This is a genomic window from Paenibacillus sp. A3, from assembly GCF_001399685.1.
In the GTDB taxonomy this organism is placed as follows: domain Bacteria; phylum Bacillota; class Bacilli; order Paenibacillales; family NBRC-103111; genus Paenibacillus_G.
Window position 1 is genome coordinate 1 of the sequence record NZ_JTHN01000088.1, and the last position, 16,241, is coordinate 16,241.

The following is a 16,241-nucleotide window of genomic DNA, read 5'->3' on the forward strand; positions in this document are numbered from 1 at the left end:
TTTATTCATATTTCCAAAACCCGGTGAGTGCGATGAAAGCAGCAAAATTATGAGTCAACTATCCCATAAGACACATTTGGTCATTACGGGATGCTTTCAAGAAGCCGTGAAAATTGCAACTGCACTGCGCTATCAATTGATAGCGTTTATAACCTTCGACGATGCATTCCCGGCTTCATGGTATGTCCACGAGCTTGTGACGAACCACAGTCCGACCATGATCTTGACCAAGGTCAGAGAATCTCACATTCAATTGGTTAACGATTGGATGCAGAGGATGGCCCCCTGTCCCGAGTGCGCCGAGGAGCATTCGTTGTTCGACGAATCTTTGAAATATATCGATCAAAATCTTTGTGAAACGGACCTGTCGCTTCAAACGGTGTCTGATCATATTTTTGTAAGCAAATATCATTACTCAAGAGTGTTTCAGAAAAAAACGGGGGTTGGCTTCAAGGAATACATTATGAGCCGCAGAATCGAAACGGCTAAAAAGCTGTTGATTAAAGGAGAGTCGGTGACGAGCGTCTGCTATTCGGTCGGCTACAACGACTTGACGCATTTCTCCAGAATATTCAAGCGCCTGGTCGGTATCAGTCCGTCCACTTACCGCAAAACCGTTTTCGAGCCGGCGCCGTCCCTACCGATGAGTATTCCGTCGAAAGCCTACACGGGTTAAATGCGGGAGCCGAACGTTAATTCTGCCTAAGGAGGAGCTTGAACATGAAGCCCGAACGAGAGACCGGGGATGCCGGCTACATCGAACTGGAAGAGGCGATACGCGAGGAAGCCGAACGCACGGACGCCGTCTCGGACACCCCGGACGCGGAAACGGAAGTTCCGCGCGATCCTTCCTTTTACAGCAGTCCGTTCCATATGGTGCATATGTCCTTCTTCTATTCGGCGGGGCAGTATCACCCCATTTCGTTAGGAGGTTTAGCCGTCATGGCCGCAAAAATCAAGTGGGACGCCCGGTATTTCATTTTATTGTTTTTAATTAGCTTTGTCTTCGCGGGACAATTTTTTCTCGGCTTTTTCCAGCGATGGGACAGCTTCTTCGCGTCCGTTCTCAGCGCGGTGGCAACCGAGCTTCTTTTGGCGAGGATCCTTCTTAAAAAATGGATTTTTCCGTTAAGCGCTATCATTTCCGGCATCGGCCTCAGTTTGCTGCTCAGCTCCTATTTGGTTTGGCCTTATGTGCTGGCCGCCGTCCTGGCGATCGTCATGAAATATGTCATACGCATCGGAGGCAGCCATGTGTTCAATCCGAACAACATTGCTATCGTGTTTCTGCTGTTCGTGCTGCCCCAATATGCGGTCAGCACGCCGAAGCAGTGGACGAACGGCATCGACGTGATGATCTTGATCCTTGTCCTGGGCTTTATCGCAGCGGGTGCGGCCAAGCGTTTGGACACGGTGCTCTCGTTCGTGCTCAGCTTCGTGCTGTTCGCGACCCTGCGCCATTACTTGTTCGGCGAGCCGCTTTATTATGCCTTCGGACCGATGCTCGGCGCGTCGTTTCAATTATTCACCTTTTTCATGATCACCGATCCGAAGACGACGGCTCCCCGCCCGGCGGCACGGATGACGGCGGCGTTTCTGATTGCGTTCGTCGACGCGCTGTTTCGCCTTCAGGCGATTACGAATTCGTTGTTTTATGCGGCGTTTATTGTGACCGTGCTGTACGGCATTCCGTACCGTATCCTATCGCTGAAGCGCCGTAACAAGTCAATAGATTCATAGGAGGACAGGCTCGTGCGATTTTTTCATGCGATGGATTTGCGGCCTTATTTCAACAACCGGGGATTTACTTACGAATCCCGGTGCGGGGAAGGCAGGCTCACCATGGGCTCCTCTTCGTTTCCGGCAGAATCGGTCCGGTTTGGCCGGATGTACCGGTTCGGCGGCATTCCGTTCCGGTATCAGACGTCGGAGGACGGAGACAATATCGAAACGTCCGGCCAAACGGTCACTTTGCCGTGGATGCCCGGAACGCTTGACTGCGTTCATGCGCTGGGCGTTTCGGCGAACGGGGATTCGTTTGACCGCGTTTCTTTTGTCGCGGGGGACCGGCTGCTTCATACGGCGCGCCTGGCACTTTCGGATTTTGTGTCGGACCGCCCGGCTTTCGGCGACCGCCTGGCGATGACGCTTCCGTACATGCACATGGTATCGGGCCGATATGCGCATGTCCGGCCGAATCTGTGGATCTGTTCGATTCCGTACCCCGGGGAGGCCGGGGCGGCGCGTGCTCTTGTGTTCGAAGATAATCCTTCCATGCATGTTTTTGCAATGACGCTGGAATACCGAAGGAGGCCGAATGGATTACGCACCGTATATTCATAACTATCACAATTGTATGCAAATTATTGTGGCCGCCATGCTGAAACGGCTCGGCGTCCCGACGGAGCTCGTGTGGAATCAGGCGGGATTCGGATATAAAGACGAAGGAGACTACGTCATCGTCGATCCGTATTATACGCCGGTTCGGCGGCAGTTGGCCGACGATCACGGAATCGATTGGGTCGAAGCCTGCAGCCCGGACGCCGGCGATCTGGCCGTCCAGCTTGACGAATGGCTGGCATTGGGAAGAACGGCGGGCGTCATCTCGGACATGTACGAGCTGCCGTACCATGCGTATTACCGGCAAGCGCACGATTCGCATGCGGTCGAGGTGATTGGGACGGCGCCGGGCGGTTACGTCGTGTGCGATCATTATTATCAGTATGTCGGACCGATTTCCAGACGAGACCTGCTCGCTGCGATGGAGTCGTACCAATCGAGGTACGGCGGATATAAGGATTTGCATTTGTTTTATTTGGCCCGGCAGGCGGGGCAAAACTGCGCCGGAGCTTCATTCGGGCACCGCAGGGCGATTCAGCGAAACGTCGATGCGATGCAGGGGCGTCCGCCTGAGGCGGATTTGGACGAAACGATGCGGCACGGGCTGCCGGTGATTCCGGTTTTTGGGGAAAAGCTGATGCGGCTGCTGGAAACCGAGAGCGAATGGCTCGACCTGACGCACAAAATGATTAAGGAAGTTTCCTTCACCCGGTATCATTTTCATGTGTTTCTCGGCTTGTGCGGACTGCCGGAGCTCGCCGGAAAATCGTTGGAGGCTTCGCAGCACTGGCAGGTGATGGGCAATATGGTCGCCAGAGGGCTGCTGCGCAAGGAAGCGAGGTCGCTGCGCGACCGAATCGAAGGCCGCTTTGCGCGTTTGCTGGAGGCGGAAGCGGATCATACGCAGGCATTGGCCGGGTGGCTGCTGGCCCATCCCGATTGGAGCATGCCGGAGCGGTAGGCGGAGCGGCAAAAAAAGAAGCGAAGTTTTGAACGGGCGTCAAACTTCGCTTCTTTTTTTTGTGCGCATTTGGTGTGGAGCTACTACTGATACCAGCCCAGCTTGAAGCCCCAACTGCCGATATCCAGCGCCCGGGCCAGGCCCCAGTAGTATATGAAATAGGCACCCCCGATGAAGAGCGCGACGGAGCTGACCAGTCGCGGCTGGTGGGGGCGCTGTGTCCCCCAGCGTAAGAGCCGGCTGCCGAAGGCGTAGACGAGGCCGAGGAACAAGAGCACCATGAAGGCGATTTGGCCGAGTCCCTGCACGCCCATGGCGAGAGAAGCGTAGAGCGGATTGCCGGATGAAGCCGCATAGACGAGAAAGTCGCGAAAGACGGGAAACGGCCGGCCGACGGAGAAAATGCCGACCATCGTTCCCATGATCCCCGCCTGAGTCAACGGCCGGGCGAAGAACGAACGCACGCCGGCCGGAAGCCGGGACTTCAGTCCGTCCATAAATCCGAAGGCAAACGCGCCCCAAGCGACCATAACGATGCCAAGCGACGTAAACGTGACCTGGGCCCGCCCCAGGCGGGCGCTGCGATCCATAAACGCCTCGATGCCGGCTGCACCAAGGCTGCCGATGCACAAGCCGTACAGCAGGCAGACCGCGACGACGGCAAAGGTAAACACGCCGAAGGCCCGGAGCGCGGCCGATCGGGATAATCGGCGGTCCGCGCAGGCCAGACCGGGAATCATCGCGAACACGACGCAATTGCAAGCGGTAAAAGTAGCAGCCAAGCCGGCGACGGATGCGAACAGGAATCCGAAGCCGAGTCCGCGTTCTCCGTAGGAGCCCGCCAGCTCGGACGTTTTCCCGATCGTGTGGCCGGCGACGATTTCGTTGCCGAAGCCGTCCACAAGCTTATAGTTCCAGAACCCGGCGATGAAGACGCCGACGGCGATGCCTATCAGCGCCCAATAGATTCGCTTGCGCATCGGATACCCTAAGGCAAGCGAATCTTCCGTATCGGCCGTTATTGCGTTTCGTTCGTTCATGAGGCTTAGTTCCTCCGTTTCCTTGAGTGGTTATGCAGGTGAAAACGATGCCCGTTCTCTTTTCATGATACGTGGAGCGACGGGCTTCTTCTCTGCTTTACTTGAGTTCACGCATTTCGTTCGTTTCGTAGTTTGGAGGCTCAGTTGCCGGTGAACGGCAAAAGCCGAGCGGCCTCCCGCCGAAGCATGTTACCCTGAACCAAACCAGTGTGCAAAAGGAGGCTGACATGAACTGCAAGCTGCGTCTGTCTTGCCAAGTATCCGTCTGGGGTGACCGGACGGAGGAAGCCATCCGTTTCGTTGCCGGGACAGGCTGCCCGGCCGTCGAAATCGGAGGCCTGCATCTTATGTCGTACGAGCGCCGCCTGTCCGAGCTTCAGCAGCTGTTGACCCGGTACGGTACTTCGGTGTCCGGCGTTTACGAATTCGGCCATTTCGAGAATTGGCGCGGACGGCGGGCGATCTATACGCATCACGAACGATTGGGCCGGCTCATGAAGCAAGCAAGTATTCCGATGGCTGTCCTTGGTCCCGGCATCCGGTATAACAGAAACCGTACACCCGAGGAACGGCAAAAACTGCTTCGCATGATCACGGAAATTGCTGCCAGATACGAGATGTATGGGGTTCGCGCTGCCATTCATCCGCACTGGGGCCACTGCATTTTTGACGGGGAAGATATCGAGCTGGTCATGAATGAAGGTCCGACGGAGCTCGGTCTTGTGGTGGATGTCGTGCATACGGCCGAAGCGGGGCTTGATCTTTACGGACTGCTGGACCGCTATGGGTCACGCATCCTGGGGATTCATGTAAAGGATTACCAAACGATCGCTCCGCCGCCCTCCGGCAGATTCCGACGGAGGACGCGGTACAGCCCGCCGGGCCTCGGAGAAGGAAATATTCGGGAGCTCAAGGACTTCCTTGGACAAATACGCTACGAAGGTTGGGTTGTGCTCGAAGCGGACGAATCCGGGGAAGATCCGGAAATTTCCATATCGGCAGCACTCAATTACTGGCGGGAATCGTGCCCGATCGGGAGGGGAAAGGGATGAGAATCGTCGTCGACTTGGACGGAACGATCTGCGAGCTCAAGAGGCCGGAGCAATCGTACGGCGACGTCCTCCCGCTGCCGGGAGCCGTTGCTGCGCTTCAAAGACTGAGGGCCGAAGGGCACGAAATCATTATTCATACGGCCCGCAACATGAAGACGCAAGGCGGCAACGCCGGTAAGGCCGTCGCCCATATCGGAGCGCTCACTCTGACCTGGTTGGAGAAGCACGAGGTGCCGTACGACGAGATCGTCTTCGGCAAACCTTACGGCCACGTTTATATCGACGATCTGGCGCTGACGTTTCGCGACTGGCCTTCCGTCATGACCAAACTGGAGCAGAACGGGGGGAGGCTGTGAATATTGTCATACCGATGGCCGGGAGGGGCAAAAGATTCCGCGAGGCCGGCTTTACCGTACCGAAGATGCTCATTGAGGCGGCGGGGAGGCCGATGCTCTATTGGGCGCTGGACAGCCTGAAACCGCACGTGAATCTCGACAGCGCCATATTCGTCTGCTTGGCCGAGGATGCCGAGAGCCACCCGCTGCGCCGGACGGTGCTGGACTATTCGCCGTCTGCCCGCATCATCGAGCTGGAGCGGGCGACAGGCGGGCAAGCTCTGACGGTGCTGGAGGCGAAGCCGTTTCTGAACCCGGACCGTCCGCTGCTCATTTACAATTGCGACACGTATATGCGCATGAACACGTCCGTTCGCTTCGAGCGGACGGCAGGGATCGACGGCGTTATTCCCGTTTTCCGCTCGCAGGCTCCGGAGCTCAGCTACGTGCAGGTCGACGAAGCCGGTATCGTATCGGCGGTGCGGGAGAAAGAAGTCATTTCGCCCTATGCGACGGCAGGCTTGTATCATTTTGCCGACACGCGGCATTTTGTCGAAGCGGCAGAAGAAGCGCAGGAGCGCAAGCAGACCGTAAACGGCGAATATTACGTGGCTCCCCTTTATCATGAGCTTGTCCGCAAAGGACACCGCTTCCGGATCGAACCGGCTGAGGCTTGTTATCCGATCGGAACGCCCGAGCAGCTGCAAGCTTTCGTACGTTCCGTCTACGAATTAACTCGGGAAGGGGAACGCCAGAATGACGAATATTTTTTTCGGGCTTAGCGGGGGACTTGGCCCCCTGATGCGGAATGCGCCGACCGCAGAACGTTTCATCCAATCGGGGGCCTCGGTGTACATGTCCATCTACGGCGAGAGCAGCATGGCATGGGTAGAACGTCTCGGATACAAGCTTCTGGTCGACGACGATCCGACGATGCCCGATCCGGACAAGCTCATTCCCCCGCAGCCGGCGATCTACGACTTGGACCATTATTATGCGCAGATGGGATTGCTCGACGAGCGGTTCGCGGAAGCGTGGATTCGCCAGCGTATCCGCATGCTGGAGAGCATCGAAGCGGACCTCGTTATTGTTGATATGAGCCCCCATACGCTGATTGCCGCCAAAGTGCTCGGGATTCCGTCCGTTTCCATCACCCAATCGTGCTTTCACCCGGATGGAAAACCGCTGTATTTCTGGGGGACGCCGCCCCGCAATTTGCCGAAGGTGACGCCGGTCATGAACCGGCTGCTGCGTACGTTCGGACTGCCGGCGGTGGAGCGGATAGAGGAGCTGTTCCGGGCGGATGTCGATATCGTGCCGGGCATTCCCGAGATGGACCGTATTTACAATAACCGGGTCCGTTATGTCGGTCCGATCTCGATGAATATGCCAGTCTCCGTGGGCCCGGAACTGGAGAAAAACTTCCGGCGGCCTGCCGTGCTCGTCTATCCGGGCAGGCTGGCCGACTCGGCGGGCGATTCCGGCATGTATCTGGTAAAGGCGGTATTAACCGCCTTCGCCGAAACCCCCGTCTTTGTCGTTATTGCGACGTCGGAAGCGCTGCCGGAGGCATGGCTCGCCGGCCTGCCGTCCAATATTCAGATCGTTCCTTTCGTGGAGGAGGAGCGGGTCGGCGAGTTCGATCTGTTCATTCATCATGGCGGACACGGCAGCTGTATGTCGTCGATTGCAAGGGGAGTCCCTTCGCTGATCATTCCGACGCATACGGAACGGGAATTCAACGCCAGGCATTTGCACGAGCTCGGCATCGGCGAGTATATGATGCCGCGTTCGTTCAGTCCCTCCCACTTGTACGATCTGTCGAAGTACATCATGCAGGACGAATACCGCGACCATGCCGGGGACCTGCAAAAGCTGCTTGAAAAGCGCGGGTACCAAGGCGCGCTTTCGGTATTCGAGTGCGCGCAGCAGCTGCTTCGGGGCACGAACCGCTCAACCACTTGTTGAAGCGCGCTGCGTATTATTTTGAATCGAAAGGTGGATTACCATGAAGCCGATTATGGAGACAGTCAAAGAAACGCTTAGCGCCTATCTGTCCATCAAGCCGGAGGAAATCGGGGATGAAGACCGGCTGTACGAGAGCTTGGGCATCGATTCGGCGGCGATCGTTTCGCTGCTGCTCGAATTGGAGCAGGCGTGCGGCGTCGCGTTCGATCTGGAGGAGCTGACCCCTGAGCATTTGGCGTCGGTCCGAAGCCTGTGCTTGACGATCCAGGCATTGAAAGACGACGAATAAGCAGGGAACGAATAGGGGGAGAGGAACGATGAAGCTGCTAATTTTGGGCGGAACCGTATTTCTGGGTTATCACCTGGCGCAATCCGCGCTGCGGTCCGGTCACGAGGTCACGTTGTTCACGAGAGGAGTAACGAACCCGGAAGCACTCCCGGAAGCGGAGAAGCTGAGGGGAGACCGTGACGGGAATCTGTCCGCTTTAAAGGGACGACGGTGGGACGCCGTCGTCGACACGTCGGCCTACGTGCCGAGAATCGTCAAACAGTCGGCAGAACGGTTGGCCGATTGCGTGGAGCATTATACGTTCGTCTCCAGCATTTCCGTTTACCGGGATTTCAGCAAGCCTGGCGTTCACGAAGGCGATCCGGTCGGAGAATTGGACGATCCGGCGTCGGAGAACGTCCGCAAGTATTACGGGGAGCTTAAGGCGCTGTGCGAACGGCAGTTGGAGGAGCTGATGCCGGGACGAGCGTTGAACGTCCGCTCCGGGCTGATCGTCGGTCCTCAGGACCCGACGGATCGGTTTGCGTACTGGCCGATCCGCATTCGCAAGGGCGGCCGGGTATTGGCCCCGGGCCGTCCGGAAGCACGCTTGCAGTTCATCGATGTCCGCGATTTGAGCGATTGGATCATTCGGATGGCGGAGGCCAAGACGGCCGGTACGTTCAACGCGGTAGGCCCGGCGGAGCCGCTTACGATGCGCAGGCTGCTTGAGGCTTGCGCACGGGTGACAGGGAGCGATCCGGAGCTCGTCTGGGTCGGCGACGAGTTTTTGCACAGCCGTGGGGCAAGCCCGTGGGACGAAATTCCGCTGTGGTTTCCCGTGCATGCAGGGCTGGAAAGCTTCGCCCACTATATGAACATCAGCGTGGAAAAAGCGCTAACCGCCGGTTTGACGTTCCGCACGCTCGAAGATACGATCGCAGCTTCGCTGGAATGGTGCGACGCCCGTCCGCCGACTCCGGGGTACAGCATGGGTCTCGACCCGGACAAGGAAGCCCGCTGGCTGGCGGAGTGGGATGAGCTGGGGTAATAACGCGAACAGCCTGTTTTCCTAAAGCGGAAGCAGGCTGTTTTGTCGTTGCGAGACATAAAAGGCTTGCAGGAGCTAGCTCGAGCTTGTTGAGAAAGTGGTCTAAGCAAAAATAGAGAAACATACGGAGGTGGGGTATCCACTGGAGAAGCGATAGCGGCCGCCTTTGTCTTCGGGAAATGTCCGCTATTAAGCGGCTTCCAATCAAATTTCCCGAAGACAAGAGTGGTCGGAAGCGGATACCCCACCCCTTCGTTACCTCTATAATCCCGTTTGACCACTTTCTCAACACTCTGAGGCTTGCAGGAGCTAGCTCCCGCAAGCCGGATTGCTGTCCCCGGGGAAGGTGACGTAAATCGGGTTGAACGCTTCCCGGATATAGATTTTCGGTCCCGCTTCCCCGCAGATGACATAGTGCTTGTACGGCAGTCGAACCGTCCGGCCGTCCAGCGGACGCTCTTCGGCGCCGTACCCCAGCAGCTTGCGGTACGCCGCCAGCTTGAACGACATTAACAATTTGCCGAGCGGAATTTTGTAATTTTTTAATTGGCCAAGGAACAGCTCCATTCCGTCGATCCGCGCCACGACATAGTTGCGCGAAACCCACTGCCCGTTCGGCGTTTCCAGCTCGGAATGCCGCTCGAATAAAACGGTTTCCGGCTTCGCCTCAAGCAGGTCGCGGATACTGCCGTCGATGCTTTCTCCGCGAATCGTCTGTTGTCCGATCACCCGGACGCCCAGCTCCGTCTCCAGCATGCTTTCCAGAAGCAGCGTCGTCGAACCGTCGCTGCGGAGCAGCATGCGGGAGGCCGTATCATTCGGCAAATCGGTCGTCATTCGGCATACCCTCCGTTCGTTTCTCCGTATTTGTTCGTTTTGCGAAGCAGCAGCAGCCCAAGGTGCGATAGCGGTCCGGCTTGAAGGAGCAGGACGCAGTCGCCCGGCTGAAACGAATGGCCGTCCTCCGACTCTTTCAGGGAAAGCAGGCAGTCGCTGCCGAGCAGGTTGCAGCCTGCCGCATACGTTCGGCGGTAGACGGGATAAGGCAGCAGCCCCTCCACATAACGGCGGAACGTCGAGCTTAGCGTCTGCGGCACGGCTAGCACGATCCGTCCGGCGTCTGCGGCGTTGCGCCGCAGCAGGACTGAGACGGCTTGACGGCATCCGGCGAGCAGCCGCCGTTCGTGCCGGCGGTAGTCGGCTTCCGACCACCGGTACGGATCGTCCGAGGCAAGCGGCCAGCCGTCCGCTACCGCATCGACCACGGCCCAGTCGCCGCCGGCGGTCGAAAGGAGACAAGCGGCCGCCGCATCTCCCTTCGGATCGGCGTCGAACCAATAGCGGGGATGCGGGGGGCACAGCCGGTCGGCGGTGACGAAGAGCGATTCCGCCGCAGCCTGCCCGGGAGCGGAAGGATGGAGCGTCTTCACCAGTTCCAAGGCGCCCGGTAGCGTACAGGAGCCGCAACGGCTCAATGCGAACGGCAAGAGCCGTTTCAGCTTGAGCGTTTTTTTGACATAGAGACAAGGGGTCAAATAAAAATTCGGTTCCGTCGTTTCGTGGCCGTACACGAGATAACGGCATTTCCCCCGCGCTTCGGGGGCGCTCTCCAGCAAAGCGCGGAGCGCCTCCGTTCCCATATGCGCCGCCGAATCCGCACGGCTGACCGGAACCGGCCTCGCTTTTAGTTCCCAGGGTACTTGTTCAAGGAACATATGTTCCTGTTGGTTCGTTCCGTATTGTTCGTACATCGCCAGCAGCGGTTCTTCAGGCGGAAAACGCGTCGCCTGCGGCACGCCTCCGGCCAGCAGCCGATCCGGCTGCTCTTCATAGAAGGGATATGACGTGATGTGAGACAAGTACCATGTCAAGGCTGATCCTCCCGTATCGTTCCGAATCGTACTCAGTCTTGCTCTCAATGACGGAATAACGTGCATCCGAAGGTGCTCCCCATGCCTACCGTCAGCGTAGCGAATAAATCGCCCGGCTGCAGCATCGCATGCCGCAGGGCGTGTTCGGCGTTCAACAACGGATCTGCATTATGAGCATGTCCGATTTCCGCCATCGTCGGGAAATAAAACCTCTCAAACGGAATCCCCGAAGCGTCGGCAACCCGCTGCCACGTCCCCTGATTGACGTTCGCCGGAAACACGTACCGCACCCGCTCCGCCGTTACTCCCGCTTGCTGCAATACGTCGCGGAGCACTTTGACCAGACCGACCGTAAACGTATTCTGAAACCAGGCGTACTCCTCCGGGGAAGCCTGCATGCTGTTGTATACGGAAGCGTTGGAATGCACGGCCGAGCCGACGATCCGGTTGCAGGCCGCTGTCTTCGTAACGACGGCCGCTGCGGCAGCATCGGCCGATATTGTGCTGTCCTGCAAATAGCGGCTCCTCGGCAGCCCCATTTTGTCTGCGGCCAATACGAGAACGCCGCTCCCGCGCCGTTCCGTCCAAAGGCGGGCCAACCGGAACAGGAAGTCCAGCGAAGCGCAATTGAGCTGCGATACGAACCGGACCTCCGCCCGCTCCATACCCCACTTGCGCTGCATGCCTGCGAACGGATCGAACAGATACGGAACGAACGCCGGAAACGTAGACGTGCACAATATGAGCCCGATCTCTCCCGCCAATTCCCCCCTCCCTTCCAACAGAAGGTCGACGGCGACGCCGATCATTTCGTGGACCCGGAGCTTGTTCTCGACCGCAATGCGGCAAAGGCCGTGCGACTGGATCAGGACGCGCAGCTCGGCTTCGCTGATTTCCAACGCCTCCCGCAGTTCGGTCAGGGATGGACGTTCCGCGGGGATGTAACCGGCCACATGCGATAATCCGGCCACCGGTATCTCCCTCCCTCCTACGGATAGACTCTCCTTAACGTAACGCGGAGCCCGCCGTTTTGTATATAAATCCGGCGTGTACCGTGCGTGGACGGCAAGTGGGCGGGCGGGCCCAACGAAAGCCGAGAGGACGGGACCCGCCGCTTCTATAATGATTGGTAAGCGACCAAGAAAGGGGGAGCGGATATGGGAGAACTATTGCGGCTCTTGGAGCAGACGGCGCCTTTCGACAAGATAGCGCTTGCGGAGGGAAACGAAACCGTCACGTACGGGCAATTGGCGGAGCGCATCGGAATCGTCCGGAGCAGGCTTCCCGCCGGCGGAAAGGAATTGGAACCCGTCGGCCTTGTGATGAATCAAAGCGTCGACTCGGTCATTCTTCTGTTAAGCTGTCTCGATGGGGGTGTCGCCGTGCTTCCCGTTGACGACCTGCAGACAACATCCGATTTGGCCAGAATTGGCGAGGCCGGCCGCGTTGCCCGCTGGATCGCGCCTGAAGATCGAGCGCAGGCTGATGCGAATACCGCGGAAACGGCTCCGGTCGTCCCGTATTCCAGTCTGCTGGCCCCCGGCAAAACGGCGGCGGACGAGCTTGACGGAAAACGGAAGCCGGGCGGACAGGAAGCGGGCGACGAAAGCGGCGGACCAGGTCGTAAGGAAGAGCCGGGCGAAGCGCCTGTCAGCTTGTATCTGCTGAGCTCAGGGTCGACCGGCCTGCCCAAACTGGCCTGTCTGCCGATGCAAACGCTGCTTCGGGAAGGGCGCAAATACCGCGATTGGTTCGGATATCGTCCGGACGATTCGCTGGTTGCGACCGTTCCCCTGCATCATTTGTACGGTTTGACGGGAGCGCTGTTCGGCTCGCTGACCGCCGGGGCGACGCTGCACATTTGCCGGCATCCGACTCCCCGCAAGGCGGCCAATTTGCTTCGCGCCTGCCAAGGCTCGGTGCTGCTCGGGGTTCCTTCCTTTTATCATCTTTTGTGCATGTCCCGCCACATCGGCCAAGGCCATGCCGGACGGCTCCGCTTTGCCATCTCCGCGGGAGGGGCGCTCGCGCCGGACACGGCCGCGGCATTCGAAGGCAAATTCGGCATGCGGGTGCTGCAATTGTATGGCAGTACGGAGACCGGGGCGGTTGCGGCGGAGCATCCGCATCGTCGTCACCGGAAAGGAAGCTGCGGCTACTTGCTGCCCGGGGTGGAAGCGCGAACGGAAGACGGCGGCAGGCTTGCCGTCCGCAGCGCGAGTCTCTTCGGGGGATACGTTGCCGGCTCCGGGAAGGAATGTCCCGTTCAAGAAGGATGGTTTGTGACGGACGATCTGGCAACGATCGAGGAGCAAGAGCTGACGGTCATCGGAAGGGTGCCCCGGCATATCAATGTAGCGGGCCGCAAAGTGAACCCGAAGGAAATCGAAGATGTGCTCAAGCACATGCCCCGGATTCGAGAAGCCAAGGTGACCGGGCGTCCGGACGAGCTGCAAGGGGAAATCATTGTCGCGTGGCTGACGGCGGATGACGGAGTGAACGTCAAGGCCGTACGCGATTATTTGAAAACGCAGCTGGCCGCTTACAAAATCCCGCACGAGATTCATTTGGACGGTGCTTTGCCGAGCTGGAAGGAACGGTACGTCTGCGAGGACGAACAGGAGGGGGCGGGACAGGAATGAATACGAGCCGACGCGATATGGTGTGGAAGAGCATGAAGCGGATTTTGGCTGGCTGCGGGGCGGAGGAAAGCGTGCTTACGGAGGAGAGCTGCATCGGAGATCCCGAGCTGGAGCTTTCCTCCGTACGGTTCATCCATGCAATGGTAGAGTTGGAAAACGCTTTCGATGTGGAATTGGACGTGCGGAATATATGGAACGGGGACCGGAGGCCGCTTTCGGAGCTGCTTAACTATATTGAAGCGGCGCTGCAGGAAGCCGGGTCGTGACACGGGTTTGTTTTTCCGTCCCCGAGCTTTCCGTGTACGTTCCTTCCGGGACCGCTGCCGTGGAGGACGTGGCGCAGCAGCTGCGGCAGGCCGGATTCCCGTTCGCCCCGGAGGACGTGGCGCGCTTTCGCGGGCGGTACGGCTTCGACCGGGTGCCGGTCGAGCGCTCGAAACGGCTCGGCGGCATGCTCGCCGAGGCGTGCGGACCGCTGCTCATCCGGCTTCGGCGGCAGGGGCGGCCGGTCGACCGGATCGTCATCGCCCGGACGCTGGACTTGTCCTGGCATGACGAGCACGCGCTGCGGGAGCTGCGGGATGCGCCGGAGATCGGCGATACGCCGGTGTTCGCCTTGTCGCAGCACAACTGCGCTACCGTGCATCTTGCGATGCAGGCGGCAGGGCAATTGCTGCATGCGGGAAGCGGGGAAGGCATCGTGCTCGTTACGGCCGACAAAGCGTTCCATCCCGCGCTTAAGCGGCTGCCCCATTCGCTGCTCGGGGACGCGGCGTGCGCCTGCTACATGACCCGGGATGCCGGACCGCACCGGACGCTTTACTTGCGCAGCGTCTTCGACGCAGGGATGGATGCCGGACTGTATTCTCAACCGGAGAACGTCAAATGGTTTCAGACGACGTATCATTTTGCGATCCGTCAGTTGATTCGCACGGCGCTGCGGGAATGCGGGCTGACCGTCGGCGACCTCCGGTTCATTTTCGGGAGTAACGTCAATCGCACGACATGGGAGGAGGTAGCTTCCATGCTGCCTTGCGGCATCGGGCTGTTTTATACGGATACGATAGCGAAGGTCGGCCATTTGCACGGCTCCGATCTTTGGTATAACGTGCACGACGCGGTCCTTCGCGGAAAACTCCGCCGGGGGGACCGCTATATGACGGTATCGGTCGGACTGGGAAGCTTCGGTTGCGCCGTGCATCAATATTAATGCGGAAGGAGAAGTCGGCATGACGGTCTATCTGTCGTCGCCCGACATTGCGGTTCCTGCCGGTCGGGACGTTCCATCTCCGGCTTCCGGCCCGGCGGCCGATCCCGCGATCGGGTATGCGGAGGCCCTTCATCGCATCGAAGGAGTACCGCTGCCCGACGCCGCCGGGAATCCCTGCGTGGGCGTCCCTGCCTTCAGGGGAAGCGTAGCCGAGCTGACGGCCGGGCTGCTGGCCGGGGCGGCGGCCGGACATCCCGCCCCCGCTTATTTGTGCTGGGCCCACGAAACGTCCGCTCCGCATCCCGCCACGCTGCCCGCGATGCAGATGGCGCAGGCTTTGCGCCTGAAAACTTGCCTGCCGTTTGGCGTCGGACAGCAGGGCAGCTTGGCGACGGTATCCGCAGCGGAGCTGCTCGCCGCGTTTCTCGGCGCGGAAGGCAAGCGGCGCGCTTTGCTTGTGGCGGCGGACTGCGTCAAGCCGCCGTTCGGCCGCCGCTTTCATCGCGCGTACCCGAAGGGAGACGCGGCGGCGTGCTGTGTGCTGTCCGCGGAGCCGCCGGGGGATTACCGGTGGGCCGGGACGCGCTACGCGCTGTGCCGACCGCTTGCGCAGCCGCCTTTCAAGTGGGAGCGCCGGCATTTCGAAGCGGCGGAGCGCCAAGTAACGGAGGCGGCGCTGCGGCTTGCAGCGGGGCTGCGGGACGGCGATGTCCGCCGCAGTTGGCTGGTCGCGCAGCAGGTGAGCGCTGCCTTTCTCCGGGAAATACGGAACGCCGTTCGCCAAGACGGGCGCATTCGCTTGTTCGAGAGGGCGGCATGGAGCGTGGCGAACTTGCTGTGCGCCGATCCGCTCGTTTCGCTTCGCGGGCTGGAGGAGAGCGGAGAGCTGAAGCGGGGAGACCGGGTCTGTCTGCTGTTCGCCGGATTGGACTACGGGGCGGCTGCGATCGATCTGCAATACTTGAAAGAAAGCGGATGGTGAGCTATGAGAATAGGAATTATTTGTCCGGCGGCGGAATATCCGCGGCTGTACCAAGCCGCAGCCATCGGCGGAACAGGCGTTATGCACGCGGATAGTCCGGATGCCTTGGCGCGTTCGTTCGGCGCTGCCATGGCTCCAGAGATCGTCGTCTGGTCGGCGCACAACTGGAACGGAAACGATTGGCGCGTCATCCTTCGGCTGTGCGGAGCATACCCCCGTTTGCGGGTTGTATGCCTGACCGACGAGCCGTCTGCCGCCGGGACAAGCGCACGCGAAGAGCGCATTATCGTTCTGCCGTCCGCTGCCGACGGGGAGTCGATCCGGCGCACGCTAGCTGCGCTAACGGAGTGTTCTGCTTTACCTGCGGCGGGCTCTGCGCCGGAGGATTCCTGGGAACGGCCGCTCGCGCTGGCGCCGGGACTCGTATTCGATCCGGCGCTCCGCAGCGGGATTAACAATGGCGTCGTGCATCCGCTGCCGGGCAAGGAGCTGGAATTGCTCCGCTTTTTGCTCCGGCGCCG

General features: G+C 59.4%; 19 protein-coding genes. 15 read left to right on the forward strand and 4 right to left on the reverse strand.

All coding sequences use genetic code 11. The features are described 5' to 3' along the window. The first annotated feature begins 49 nt into the window (after positions 1-49). The 4 genes from QJ48_RS13775 to QJ48_RS13790 are packed head-to-tail and all read left to right on the forward strand — an operon-like array spanning position 50 to position 3,301. The gene (locus QJ48_RS13775; protein WP_157261625.1) at positions 50-676 is read left to right on the forward strand and encodes a helix-turn-helix transcriptional regulator; all 627 of its coding nucleotides are present in this window, start codon (positions 50-52) and stop codon (positions 674-676) included. 44 nt (positions 677-720) lie between these two features. Beyond that, the gene (locus tag QJ48_RS13780) at positions 721-1,740 is read left to right on the forward strand and encodes an RnfABCDGE type electron transport complex subunit D (RefSeq protein WP_237762909.1); all 1,020 of its coding nucleotides are present in this window, start codon (positions 721-723) and stop codon (positions 1,738-1,740) included. A 12-nt stretch (positions 1,741-1,752) separates the two neighbouring features. After that, entirely contained in the window at positions 1,753-2,343 is a 591-nt protein-coding gene (locus QJ48_RS13785; RefSeq protein WP_054974143.1) for a hypothetical protein, read from the forward strand. Beyond that, positions 2,318-3,301 (forward strand): BtrH N-terminal domain-containing protein, encoded by a 984-nt coding sequence (locus tag QJ48_RS13790; protein WP_054974144.1) that lies wholly within the window; start codon positions 2,318-2,320, stop codon positions 3,299-3,301. Before QJ48_RS13785 ends, QJ48_RS13790 begins: the two co-directional genes overlap by 26 nt. An 83-nt stretch (positions 3,302-3,384) precedes the next feature. Here QJ48_RS13790 and QJ48_RS13795 read toward each other — a convergent pair whose 3' ends face one another. Continuing rightward, positions 3,385-4,341 carry a hypothetical protein gene (locus QJ48_RS13795; protein ID WP_054974145.1) on the reverse strand — a complete coding sequence of 319 codons (957 nt, stop codon included), beginning with the start codon at positions 4,339-4,341 and terminating at the stop codon, positions 3,385-3,387. 227 nt (positions 4,342-4,568) lie between these two features. Here QJ48_RS13795 and QJ48_RS13800 point away from each other — a divergent pair, with 227 nt between their 5' ends. From QJ48_RS13800 to QJ48_RS13825, 6 genes are read left to right on the forward strand one after another with little or no spacing between them, the layout of a single operon-like run. Further along, positions 4,569-5,393 (forward strand): sugar phosphate isomerase/epimerase, encoded by an 825-nt coding sequence (locus QJ48_RS13800; protein ID WP_054974146.1) that lies wholly within the window; start codon positions 4,569-4,571, stop codon positions 5,391-5,393. Then, positions 5,390-5,749: a capsular biosynthesis protein gene (locus tag QJ48_RS13805; RefSeq protein WP_054974147.1), complete on the forward strand. Its 360-nt coding sequence runs from the start codon at positions 5,390-5,392 to the stop codon at positions 5,747-5,749. Before QJ48_RS13800 ends, QJ48_RS13805 begins: the two co-directional genes overlap by 4 nt. Continuing rightward, entirely contained in the window at positions 5,746-6,510 is a 765-nt protein-coding gene (locus tag QJ48_RS13810) for a glycosyltransferase family 2 protein (protein ID WP_157261626.1), read from the forward strand. The genes QJ48_RS13805 and QJ48_RS13810 overlap by 4 nt, the downstream gene beginning before the upstream one ends. Continuing rightward, the gene (locus QJ48_RS13815; RefSeq protein ID WP_054974149.1) at positions 6,485-7,696 is read left to right on the forward strand and encodes a glycosyltransferase; all 1,212 of its coding nucleotides are present in this window, start codon (positions 6,485-6,487) and stop codon (positions 7,694-7,696) included. The genes QJ48_RS13810 and QJ48_RS13815 overlap by 26 nt, the downstream gene beginning before the upstream one ends. Before the next feature lie 40 nt (positions 7,697-7,736). Further along, positions 7,737-7,985 (forward strand): acyl carrier protein, encoded by a 249-nt coding sequence (locus QJ48_RS13820; RefSeq protein ID WP_054974150.1) that lies wholly within the window; start codon positions 7,737-7,739, stop codon positions 7,983-7,985. A 28-nt stretch (positions 7,986-8,013) separates the two neighbouring features. Next, entirely contained in the window at positions 8,014-9,015 is a 1,002-nt protein-coding gene (locus QJ48_RS13825) for an NAD-dependent epimerase/dehydratase family protein (RefSeq protein ID WP_054974151.1), read from the forward strand. Between the two features lie 309 nt (positions 9,016-9,324). Here QJ48_RS13825 and QJ48_RS13830 read toward each other — a convergent pair whose 3' ends face one another. From QJ48_RS13830 to QJ48_RS13840, 3 genes are read right to left on the reverse strand one after another with little or no spacing between them, the layout of a single operon-like run. Next, on the reverse strand, positions 9,325-9,852 hold the full coding sequence (locus QJ48_RS13830) for a hypothetical protein (RefSeq protein WP_054974152.1): 528 nt from the start codon (positions 9,850-9,852) through the stop codon (positions 9,325-9,327). Next, positions 9,849-10,886 (reverse strand): hypothetical protein, encoded by a 1,038-nt coding sequence (locus tag QJ48_RS13835; RefSeq protein WP_054974153.1) that lies wholly within the window; start codon positions 10,884-10,886, stop codon positions 9,849-9,851. Before QJ48_RS13835 ends, QJ48_RS13830 begins: the two co-directional genes overlap by 4 nt. A 44-nt stretch (positions 10,887-10,930) precedes the next feature. Next, positions 10,931-11,857: a 3-oxoacyl-[acyl-carrier-protein] synthase III C-terminal domain-containing protein gene (locus QJ48_RS13840; RefSeq protein ID WP_054974154.1), complete on the reverse strand. Its 927-nt coding sequence runs from the start codon at positions 11,855-11,857 to the stop codon at positions 10,931-10,933. A 186-nt stretch (positions 11,858-12,043) separates the two neighbouring features. Between QJ48_RS13840 and QJ48_RS13845 the strand changes: the two genes are divergently transcribed. From QJ48_RS13845 to QJ48_RS13865, 5 genes are all read left to right on the forward strand, one after another. Continuing rightward, a complete protein-coding gene (locus tag QJ48_RS13845; protein ID WP_054974155.1) occupies positions 12,044-13,528 on the forward strand; it encodes a class I adenylate-forming enzyme family protein in 1,485 nt (494 codons plus the stop codon). Beyond that, on the forward strand, positions 13,525-13,794 hold the full coding sequence (locus QJ48_RS13850; protein ID WP_054974156.1) for a hypothetical protein: 270 nt from the start codon (positions 13,525-13,527) through the stop codon (positions 13,792-13,794). Before QJ48_RS13845 ends, QJ48_RS13850 begins: the two co-directional genes overlap by 4 nt. Beyond that, the gene (locus tag QJ48_RS13855) at positions 13,791-14,738 is read left to right on the forward strand and encodes a 3-oxoacyl-[acyl-carrier-protein] synthase III C-terminal domain-containing protein (RefSeq protein WP_054974157.1); all 948 of its coding nucleotides are present in this window, start codon (positions 13,791-13,793) and stop codon (positions 14,736-14,738) included. Before QJ48_RS13850 ends, QJ48_RS13855 begins: the two co-directional genes overlap by 4 nt. Before the next feature lie 19 nt (positions 14,739-14,757). Beyond that, positions 14,758-15,720, forward strand: a complete 963-nt coding sequence (locus QJ48_RS13860; RefSeq protein ID WP_054974158.1) for a hypothetical protein — start codon at positions 14,758-14,760, stop codon at positions 15,718-15,720. Positions 15,721-15,723: 3 nt separating this feature from the next. Next, a partial coding sequence (locus QJ48_RS13865) for a hypothetical protein (RefSeq protein WP_054974159.1) occupies positions 15,724-16,241 on the forward strand: 518 nt, incomplete at its 3' end.